6 protein-coding genes are annotated in these 9,711 nt (G+C 56.1%); 3 read left to right on the plus strand and 3 right to left on the minus strand.

What is annotated here, in order from left to right:
- Positions 1-2: 2 nt before the first annotated feature.
- The 3 genes from PLU01S_RS12965 to xthA all read right to left on the minus strand — a co-directional run bounded on the left by PLU01S_RS12965 (position 3) and on the right by xthA (position 3,450).
- Positions 3-1,007 carry a TerC family protein gene (locus tag PLU01S_RS12965; protein WP_074826629.1) on the minus strand — a complete coding sequence of 335 codons (1,005 nt, stop codon included), beginning with the start codon at positions 1,005-1,007 and terminating at the stop codon, positions 3-5.
- A 123-nt stretch (positions 1,008-1,130) separates the two neighbouring features.
- Positions 1,131-2,507 carry a phosphate ABC transporter substrate-binding/OmpA family protein gene (locus PLU01S_RS12970; RefSeq protein WP_074826625.1) on the minus strand — a complete coding sequence of 459 codons (1,377 nt, stop codon included), beginning with the start codon at positions 2,505-2,507 and terminating at the stop codon, positions 1,131-1,133.
- Between the two features lie 130 nt (positions 2,508-2,637).
- Positions 2,638-3,450, minus strand: a complete 813-nt coding sequence (gene xthA / locus PLU01S_RS12975) for an exodeoxyribonuclease III (protein ID WP_074826623.1) — start codon at positions 3,448-3,450, stop codon at positions 2,638-2,640.
- Positions 3,451-3,587: 137 nt separating this feature from the next.
- Here xthA and PLU01S_RS12980 point away from each other — a divergent pair, with 137 nt between their 5' ends.
- The 3 genes from PLU01S_RS12980 (at position 3,588) to tpx (ending at position 9,670) form a co-directional block, all read left to right on the plus strand.
- Positions 3,588-5,321: an autotransporter assembly complex protein TamA gene (locus PLU01S_RS12980; RefSeq protein ID WP_074826620.1), complete on the plus strand. Its 1,734-nt coding sequence runs from the start codon at positions 3,588-3,590 to the stop codon at positions 5,319-5,321.
- Positions 5,321-9,004: a translocation/assembly module TamB domain-containing protein gene (locus PLU01S_RS12985; RefSeq protein ID WP_074826618.1), complete on the plus strand. Its 3,684-nt coding sequence runs from the start codon at positions 5,321-5,323 to the stop codon at positions 9,002-9,004. The genes PLU01S_RS12980 and PLU01S_RS12985 overlap by 1 nt, the downstream gene beginning before the upstream one ends.
- Positions 9,005-9,169: 165 nt before the next feature.
- Positions 9,170-9,670, plus strand: a complete 501-nt coding sequence (gene tpx / locus PLU01S_RS12990; protein WP_010798387.1) for a thiol peroxidase — start codon at positions 9,170-9,172, stop codon at positions 9,668-9,670.
- The last annotated feature ends 41 nt before the right edge of the window (positions 9,671-9,711 follow it).

Genomic DNA, 9,711 nt, shown 5'->3' on the forward strand with positions numbered 1-9,711 from the left:
AGTTAATGATCTCTTGGAGAGCCTGTAGGCTGTGAGGGTTGCCGTGTCTTGAACAACGACAACACGATACCACCAGCCAGCAGACCAAAGGTTACACCCAGGGATAGCGGTGCCGGGATTGGGCCAATGAGGGAGTGCGCAAAGATCTTGGCCCCGATGAAAATGAGCACCAACGCCAGCGCATATTTTAAATAGGCGAATCGGCTGATCATGGCAGCCAAGGCAAAGTAAAGCGCTCGAAGGCCCAAAATGGCACAAATGTTTGATGTGTAAACGATAAAAGGCTCCTGGGTGATCGAGAAGATGGCCGGAACGCTATCCACCGCAAAAACCAGGTCCGCCATTTCGATGAGTATCAACGCCAAGAGAAGCGGGGTGGCGTAGACCAGGGGCTTGCTGGATCCTTCCTTTTCCTTGCGTATCAGAAAGCGATCACCATGGAGCTGATCCGTCACGCGGATATGCTTGCGCAAGAAGCGCAGCATGGGATTTTGGGCCAGGTCGGGCTGGTCGTCGTGGCGGCTGAAGAGCATTTTGATTCCTGAGATCAACAGGAACGCGCCAAATACATAAAGGATCCAATCGAAGCGTTGTACCAGCGCAGCGCCAACGCCAATCATGATGGCACGCATGACAATGGCGCCGAGTACACCCCAGAACAGGACTTCATGCTGGTATTTACGCGGAATTTGAAAAAAGCTGAAGATCAGCGCCATGACAAAGACGTTATCCATCGAAAGCGACTGTTCGACCAGATAGCCTGTGTAATATTCAAGGGCGCGAGTGGCACCAAATTCGTACCAGATCCATCCACCAAAGGCGATCCCGAACGAGATGTAGCCTGCCGACATCAACAGGCTCTCCTTGATGCCTATTTCGTGATGATTGCGCTGGAGGACACCCAGATCGAAGATCAGAAGCAAGAGTACGATGATAAGAAAGCTCAGCCACAGCCAAGCGGCGGCACCCATGAAGGGCGTAGTCAGGAAATCAAATGCGTCGGGCATGATCGATCCTGTCGATGTCGTTAGGTGACTCCGACATGGCGATCGGGTGATCGTCAGAGGGGCCCGGCGTCACACCTCCATAGAGGTAGGGTTGAATCTAACAAAGCGGTTGGCTTCGTCATCTCAATAGACCCACACTTCTACGCGCCGGTTCTTCATCCGGCCTTCATCACTATTGGCTGCTACAGGCAAGGCATCGCCCAGCCCTACGATGTCATGGAACATCACGCCACCCTTGTTCAGCTCCCGCCGTACGGCCATGGCGCGTAGCTTGGAGAGCAGTTCGGCTCGCTTCAAGTCTTCCTTTGTATCGCTAAAGCCAATCAGTGCTACCTTCTTGTCGAGCTTGTCATTTTCTCTGAGGTAGGTCATCAGACGTTCGATATCGAGGTTGGCCTTGTTGTCCAGCGTGGCGCTACCCTCAGCGAAGCGAAAATTGACCGAAAGGCGCTGCGCATGGTCGGCAAGCTGACGATAAAACGCTGGCGCATCTGCCGGCACGACGGGCTGGACCGCCAGTACTTCTTGAGCCACGAATCCGCTCTTGCTGACCCATCTTTGCCCCTCCGAACTTTGAGCGTAGCGGATGAAGGCGTTTACCCACGGATTTTTCTCGTCGGGTTTGTTATAGAGGAACAGACGACGTGAGAGGGGATAGTCTTCCGTAGCAACGGTGGTAACCGTTGGGGGGAGGGCTAGCGCCGATCCGTCAGAGATCGATACGGCTTTTGCCTTGCCTACAGCAGCCAGTCCGACAAAGCCGATTCCATATGGATCCTGGCTGATAGCGTCGGATAGCTCGTCATTGGATTCGAAACGCGTAGCCGTAGGCGAAAGGCTTTTGCCATGAGAGGACATGACCAGTTCCTTGAAGGTATCAAAGGTGCCTGATTGGTCGTCTCTCGCATACAAGTGAACAGGACCTAGTGAACCCCCAATGTCTTTCCAGTTCTTCACATCGCCTGAAAAGAGTCGGGCCAACTCATCGGTTGAAAGCGTGGTCAATGGGTTCGCCGCGTTCAGGATGATAGCGATGCCATCAATACCGATGACATGCTCGGATCCGGCATCTCGTACATTACCCAAGCGCTTGAGTTCGAGTGCCTCGCTGTCCTTGATAGGTCGTGAGGCAGCAGCGATATCGGTATCGCCATGAATAAGATCGGCAAAGCCGGTACTCGATCCATGCGCCGCCATATCGATGCGAACCTGATCACCGTTGGCGCGTCTGCCAATAATGATACGTTCGTTTTCATGACTGCCAGTCCGGCTGTTTATGGTCTCGAACCCATGTGTTTTGAGAAAGCCTTCGACCATGAGCGGGGAAAGCTGAGCGCCGATGGTGTTGGAGCCATGGATACTCAGTACCGGTTTGCCATCTGTGCGAAGCGGTAATGGCTGCGCCGCGGTCGACCATGATGAGACGGTGCAAACGATGCCGAGAAGCGCGCTGACAAGAAGACGGCTCCAACGGATGGAATCCTGACGGGCGGAATTCATATTCCTACAGCTACCCTGGAAATGAGACGCGGGCAGCATAAAAGGGAAAAATGACGAAAACGTTACAACGGCAGCTTTTTGCCACTATTGTGTTGTGAAGTGGCCTGCTTGAGCAGACCACTGTATCGCGTCAGGTCAGCTCAACCCAGATAGGGGCATGGTCAGAGGGCTTTTCCATGGCACGGATGTCATAGTCAATACCGGCGTCTTTGAGGCGAGGCTGGGCACCTTGCGAGGCCAGGATCAGATCGATGCGAAGACCTCGCTTGGGCTCCGCTTCAAATCCTTTGCTACGGTAATCAAACCAGCTGAAACGATCCGCAACAATAGGGTTGAGGTGGCGGAAGCTATCAACCAGCCCCCAGTTCTTGAGCTTGGCCAGCCACTCGCGCTCCTCGGGTAGAAAGCTGCATTTGCGGGTACGCAGCCAGCGCTTGGCATTATCGGTACCAATGCCGATATCGCAGTCTTCAGGTGAGATATTGAAATCGCCCATTAGCAGCAGCGGTGTGTTGGTGGAGTAGCGCTGTTCGAGAAGCTGCTGCAGGTCTGCATAGAACTTGGTCTTGGCGGGAAATTTGACAGGATGGTCCCGGCTTTCGCCCTGCGGAAAATAGCCGTTCATAATGACGACCGGCTGGTTGTTATGGTCGGCATAAACGCCATAGATGAAACGTTTCTGGGACTCTTCGCCGTCGTTGGGGAAGCCCTTGTGGATCTCCAGCGGTGCCTGGCGCGAAAGCAGTGCTACGCCATAGTGACCTTTCTGCCCGTGATAGTGAACGTGATAGCCCAACGCCTCGATATCAGCCAGCGGGAACTGGTCATCCGAGACCTTGGTTTCCTGAAGCCCGATAACATCGGGTGCGTGACGTTCGATCAAGGCAGCCAGCTGATGAGGACGTGCTCGCAAACCATTGATATTAAAGCAAACAATCTTCATGGGCGAAGAAGACTCTCGGTAAAATGGCCATCCTAGCGTATAGAACGGCTTCATGACGAGCCTGCTTCGCTGGTATAGCCGATGAACGCCACGACGCTGCGTTTGTCTCACGACCACTCGCCCGGTAGCATCGCGTCATGACTTTTCATCTACGACTCCGACTCAGTATTGCCGGCCTGCTTTTAATGAGCGGCGTCGCCATGGCCCAAGCGGCCGAACTCACCGTGCACGTTACGCCTGATAATCGTGCGCTGCGGGATAACATTTCTGCGTATATAGGCAGCCTTGCCGATCGGGACGCGGTTGCCTTGCAACGGCTGCGGCGTACGGCTGAAGGCCAGGCGGAGCAGGCTGCCCAGGCACTGGGCTACTACCATGCGCAGATTGATAGCCGGGTCGAGACAGGGCAGACGCCTCGGCTGATACTGGATATCCAGACTGGAGAGCCCGTTCGACTGCGCCAGGTAGATATCCGCGTGGAAGGTCCGGCGCGGCAACTCAAGTCATTCAAGTCGCCCGATGGTGCCAATCTGAAGTCTGGCGCTCAGCTCAATCATGGCTTCTATGAAGATGCCAAGACACTGATCCAGAATCAGGCTGCACGTTATGGCTTCTTCAGTGGGTACTTCACCCAGCAGAAATTGATCATCGATCCGCAGGCTGGCTACGCAGACATTGCACTGGTTTACGAAAGCGGACCTCGCTACCGGTTGGGTAACGTGGAATACGAAGGGGATTTTCCATTCGATCAAGACCTGCTCAATCGCATGGTGCCGTTCAAGCCAGACGAGCCCTATGATTCGGAAACCCTTGCTGAGCTTCAGCAGACGCTGCTCCGAAGCGGTTATTTCGACAGCGTGCGCGTCAACGCTATTCCGGCAGATGCCAAAGACCAGACGATTCCGGTCATGGTGAACCTGACTACTCGCAAGCCACGTACGCTGGGGTTGGGGCTTGGCTACTCTACCGACGTCGGCCCGCGTGTTCGCGCAACCTGGGATCGACATTGGCTCAATGCGCAGGGGCATAGCTTGGGCGCGGAGATGGAGCTTTCCGCGCCACGTCAGAACATCGGCGCCTGGTATGACATTCCCGGGCGCGACCCCATCAACGATAAATTCCGTTTGGCGGGGGGATATCAGTATGAAGAAATCGCCGATGACGATTCGCTGAGTCGCCTGCTCACCGTCGGGCCCGAATGGCATCGCAAATTGCCCAGCGGCTGGACACGGGTGCTCTCCCTGAAACTCCAGCGAGAGGAATACCGTCTGGGAGACGATTCGGGTCTATCGACACTGCTCATGCCGGGTGTCGATTATTCCTACCTGCGCAGCGATAATCGGATTGATCCCAGCCATGGTTACCGACTGCAGTTTGGTGTCTCGGCTGCCAAAGAGGGCATCGTGTCCGACGCCAACATGGTGCATGTGACGGCGCTGGCGCGTGGCCTGACTACTTTTGCCGATGGGCACCGGCTGCTAGGGCGGGTTCAGGTCGGCGGCAACGCCACCAATGGGTACAAGCAGATTCCGCCATCGCTGCGCTTCTTTGCCGGTGGTGATCAGAGCGTCAGGGGTTATGACTACCAGACGCTATCGCCCACGAACTCCGACGGAGACAGAATCGGTGGACGATACATGGTCGCGGGCAGCGTTGAGTACCAGTATCCGCTCAAGGATAAATGGCGACTGGCGACCTTTGTCGACCAGGGGGGAGCGTTCAATGCGCTCGATAATCCGGATATCAAGACCAGTATCGGCCTTGGTATCCGTTGGGTTTCGCCAGTGGGGCCCATACGTGTCGATCTGGCTCATGGCCTTGATGAAGAAGGTGGCTTTCGTTTGCATTTCTCGATGGGGCCGGAATTATGATGCGTGCGCTCAAGATTGTTGGCGCCACGCTGCTGACGGTTGTCGTTGTTCTTGTATTGGGCGTGACCATTTTATTGGGAACCGAGTCTGGAAGCCGTTGGGTGTTGGGCCGGATTCCCGGGCTTGCAGTGGAAGGCTATACGGGTCGATTGGGAGGGCACTGGAAGGCCGACACGCTGACCTGGGCTCAGGCCGGTACGCAGGTTAGGCTGGTGTCTCCTGAGTTCGCTTGGTCGCCTGGTTGCCTGTTCAAGCGAACACTGTGCATCGATACGCTCGTAGCCAGCGAGATCAATCTCGATCTGGCGCCTACCGAGGAGCAGACGCCCGATGAGGGGCCGGTTACGTTACCTGACCTTAAGCTACCGGTAGACGTTCAGCTGGGTGATGTACGCATAGGACGGTTTACGCTCGATGGCAATGAGCAGTTCGCAAACGCCACGCTACGCGCTCATTCTAAGGGTGGCAGCCTGGTCATTGAGCAGCTGGATGCGCACCGCGACGACATGATGCTCAGCCTTACCGGGACGTTGCAGCCTTCCGGGAAATGGCCTTTGACGGCGGACGCCAATGCCCGTCTGCCTGCGCCTGACCAGCAGGAGTGGCCACTGACCTTACATGTGGAAGGTGATCTGCAGGGAAGCTTGACTCTTCAGGCCGACAGCAGCGGCTACCTGCCGGGCCGGTTGACAGGCGACGTGCAGCCTTTGGCAGAGGGTGTGCCGGCTTCGCTGCATCTGACGGCCAACGGTTTCAAGCTAACACAGGATCTGCCAAAGACCCTGACGTTCAACGCGCTCGACCTGACTGCAAACGGCACTCTTACAGATGGATATAAGTTGGTAGGCACGTCTGTATTGCCGGGTGAAGGAGGTGACGTCGCCCTGAAGCTTGATGGCACCGTTACGGCAGAAGGTGCAGACCTTAAAGGACTGACGCTCGATGCGGGGCAGCAGCGTAAAGTCGTCTTGAGCGGCAAAGCAGGCTGGTCGGAAGGACTCAATGCGAATGCCACTATCAACTGGAATGAGTTCCCATGGCGTCGGCTGTACCCGGAGATTGAGGAGCCGCCCGTAGCGCTGCGTCGATTGAAAGGTGAAGTTCAGTACGCCGATGAGCGCTATATCGGAAATGTGGACGCTGCACTAACGGGGCCTGCCGGTGATTTCACACTGGTAACGCCGTTTACGGGTGATCTCACACAGATCAATTTGCCGTCGCTGGATCTACATGCCGGGCAAGGACGTGCCGAGGGGCAGGTGAATGTCCGGTTTGCTGATGGCATTGGTTGGAAGGCAAACCTGAACCTCAGCCAGTTTAATCCTGCATTCTGGGTCGCCCAGCTGCCTGGCAATCTGGGCGGACCGCTACGCAGTGAAGGAGAAATCAAGGGTGAGCAGCTGCGTGTAACGGCTGATCTGGGACTGCAGGGACAGCTGAGAGGTCAACCTGCTCAGCTGGCAGCGCAGGCGCGTGGTCAGGATAAGCAATGGGATCTTGATAACCTGACTGTCCGTCTGGGCAGTAATCGCATTCAGGGAAGCGGTCAGCTGGCCGAGCAATGGAAAGGGCACCTGGATATCGACTTGCCTCGTCTCGGCCAGTTATGGCCTGGTCTGGCTGGCGCCATTAATGGAAAAGTGGATTTGCGCGGAACTCAGCAGGCGCCGCAAGGGGAGCTGGTGTTGAATGGGCGAGAGGTTGCCTATCAAACCAACCGGCTGGCGGCCTTGAGCCTTAAAGGTACGCTTGATGCGCGTCAGCAGGGACGAATCCAGCTATTAACCTCCGGTGTGCGTGCAGGCACTAGCGACATTGGACGTGTGACGCTCGATGGACAGGGTAACCGTCATCAGCAGGCAGTCACGCTTGATGTAAAAGGGCCGCTGGCAAATCTGGCGCTTGCCCTGGAGGGTACGCTCGATGATGCGATGAACTGGCGAGGGCGGCTTACTCGAGGTGCTGTCCAGAGTGGTCCCCAGGACTGGCGCCTGCAAAACCCTGCAAGCCTTGAGCGTCTGGCAAACGGGCAACTGACGCTTGGCCAGCACTGCTGGCTATCAGGTAAAGCCTCGCTCTGTGGGGAAGACCAGCGCCTGATGCCGGAACCACGGCTACGCTACCATCTGCGCAACTTTGACCTTGCCGGACTGGCACCTTTCCTGCCCGAGGATTTTGGCTGGCAAGGTGCGCTTAATGCTGATATCCGTCTTGATCTTCCTGAGAGCGGGCCAGACGGCACGGTTACAGTCGACGCAGGCACAGGGACGCTAAGAGCACGTAACGCCGACGGCCAGTGGGCAGACTTTGCCTATGACACGCTCAAGCTCAATAGTACGTTGCGCCCCGATGATGTGCGTGTCTCATTGGATTTTAATGGCCCGCAGCTTGGCAACCTCACCCTGAATGCACAGATTGATCCACGACCTGATGACAAGCCTGTTTCAGGGCGCTTCGATCTGCGCGGGTTGAATGTAGCCATTGCCAAAGGGTTTGTCTCAGGTATTGAGCAGCTGGACGGAAGAATCGACGGTAGTGGTCAGGTAAGCGGTACGCTGCTTCAACCTTCGATCAATGGCCGGATCGATTTGAGCAATGGTCAGGTCGGAGGCGGTATCGTTCCAACCCGTCTTCAGGATCTTCGGCTGACTGCTCTGATTGCCGGGAACCAAGCGAACGTGAGCGGTGGATGGCGCAGCGGCGAGCGCGGCCAGGGTAATGTGAGTGGAGCGATATCCTGGGCGGATGGATTGGACATGAATGTCGCCGTACGTGGCGATCGTCTTCCTGTTGTGGTTGAGCCCTATGCTAACCTTATCGTGGCGCCTGACCTGAATATTGTCATGCAGAACGGTAGTCTGGCGCTCAAGGGTACGGTTCGCGTGCCGAGCGGTGCCATTACGGTTCGGGAGTTGCCACCGTCTACCGTCAAGGTTTCCAATGATGCGGTAATCGTTGGACAGGAAGCGCCTGCGCCCAAGCAGGAGACCCAGCTGTCCATGGATGTAAATGTACTGGTGGGCCAGGACAAGCTCACGTTTTCAGGGTTCGGTCTGACTGCCAACCTTGAAGGGAACGTGCATATTGGTGACAACCTGGATACGCGCGGTGAAGTTCGTTTAATGGATGGTCGCTACCGTGCTTACGGTCAGCGACTGACTATTCGGCGGGCGCGTATATTCTTCCAGGGTCCGATCGCTCAACCGTTCCTGGATGTGGAAGCGGTGCGTGTCGTGGATGACGTAACCGCAGGGTTACGTTTGTCAGGTCTGGCCGACCAGCCACGCGTCGAGGTGTTTTCGGACCCTACTATGGGCCAGGAGCAAGCCTTGGCCTATATTGTTCTAGGGCGCCCGCTGACCAACAACGACGAAGGCGAGAACAACATGTTGGGGCAGGCCGCACTTGCGCTGGGCCTTGCCGGAGGGTCATCCACGGCGGGTGAGCTGGCGCAGCGTTTGGGCGTACAGAACTTTCAGCTGGATACCGAAGGGACAGGCGACAAGACCAGTGTCGTTGCGTCAGGCAATATTACCGACCGCTTGGCGCTTCGATACGGTGTAGGCGTCTTCGAGCCGGCCAATACGGTCGCCTTGCGTTATCAGCTTACCAAGCAGCTGTATCTTGAAGCAGCCAGTGGTATTGCCAGCTCATTGGATTTCTTCTACAAGCGAGACTTCTAACCCGCCAGGGTTGCCCGATCGTATTGGTCGGGCAACAGGGTAACGCTTGGGTAGTGACCCGTTAGTGCACGGTAGGGATGATTTGCAATAAACAGGTCTTCAGGCTTTAAAGCCTGAGGCGAAGCGTGTTTACTTGATGTTCCATTCAATTGTAGGAAACAGGTCATGACAGAAGTCACTCTTCGCGGTAATCCGGTTCAGATTGAAGGTACTCTGCCTCAGGCGGGTCAGTCCGCACCGGCATTCAGCCTGGTCAATGGCGATCTGGCCGATACCACGCTGGAAAGCTTTGCCGGCAAGCGCAAGGTGCTGAACATTTTCCCCAGTGTGGATACCCCGACCTGTGCCATGTCGGTTCGCAAGTTCAATACCGAAGCCGCCAAGCTGGAAAACACCGTGATCCTGTGCGTGTCAGCTGACTTGCCGTTTGCCCAGAAGCGTTTCTGCGGTGCGGAAGGCATCGAAAATGTAATTAACCTATCCACGCTGCGTGGTCGCGAGTTTCTGAAAGACTACGGTGTTGCCATCGCGTCCGGCCCCTTGGCGGGTCTTGCCGCACGTGCGGTAGTGATTCTGGATGAAAATAATAAGGTGCTTTATAGCGAACTGGTGCCTGAAATTGGGCAGGAGCCCAACTACGAAGCGGCTATCGCAGCGCTGAAATAAGATAGAAGAAAAGCACTCGGGCCTCGATCAAGGCCCGGGTG

Source organism: Pseudomonas luteola NBRC 103146 (assembly GCF_002091675.1).
Taxonomy (GTDB): Bacteria; Pseudomonadota; Gammaproteobacteria; order Pseudomonadales; family Pseudomonadaceae; genus Chryseomonas; species Chryseomonas luteola.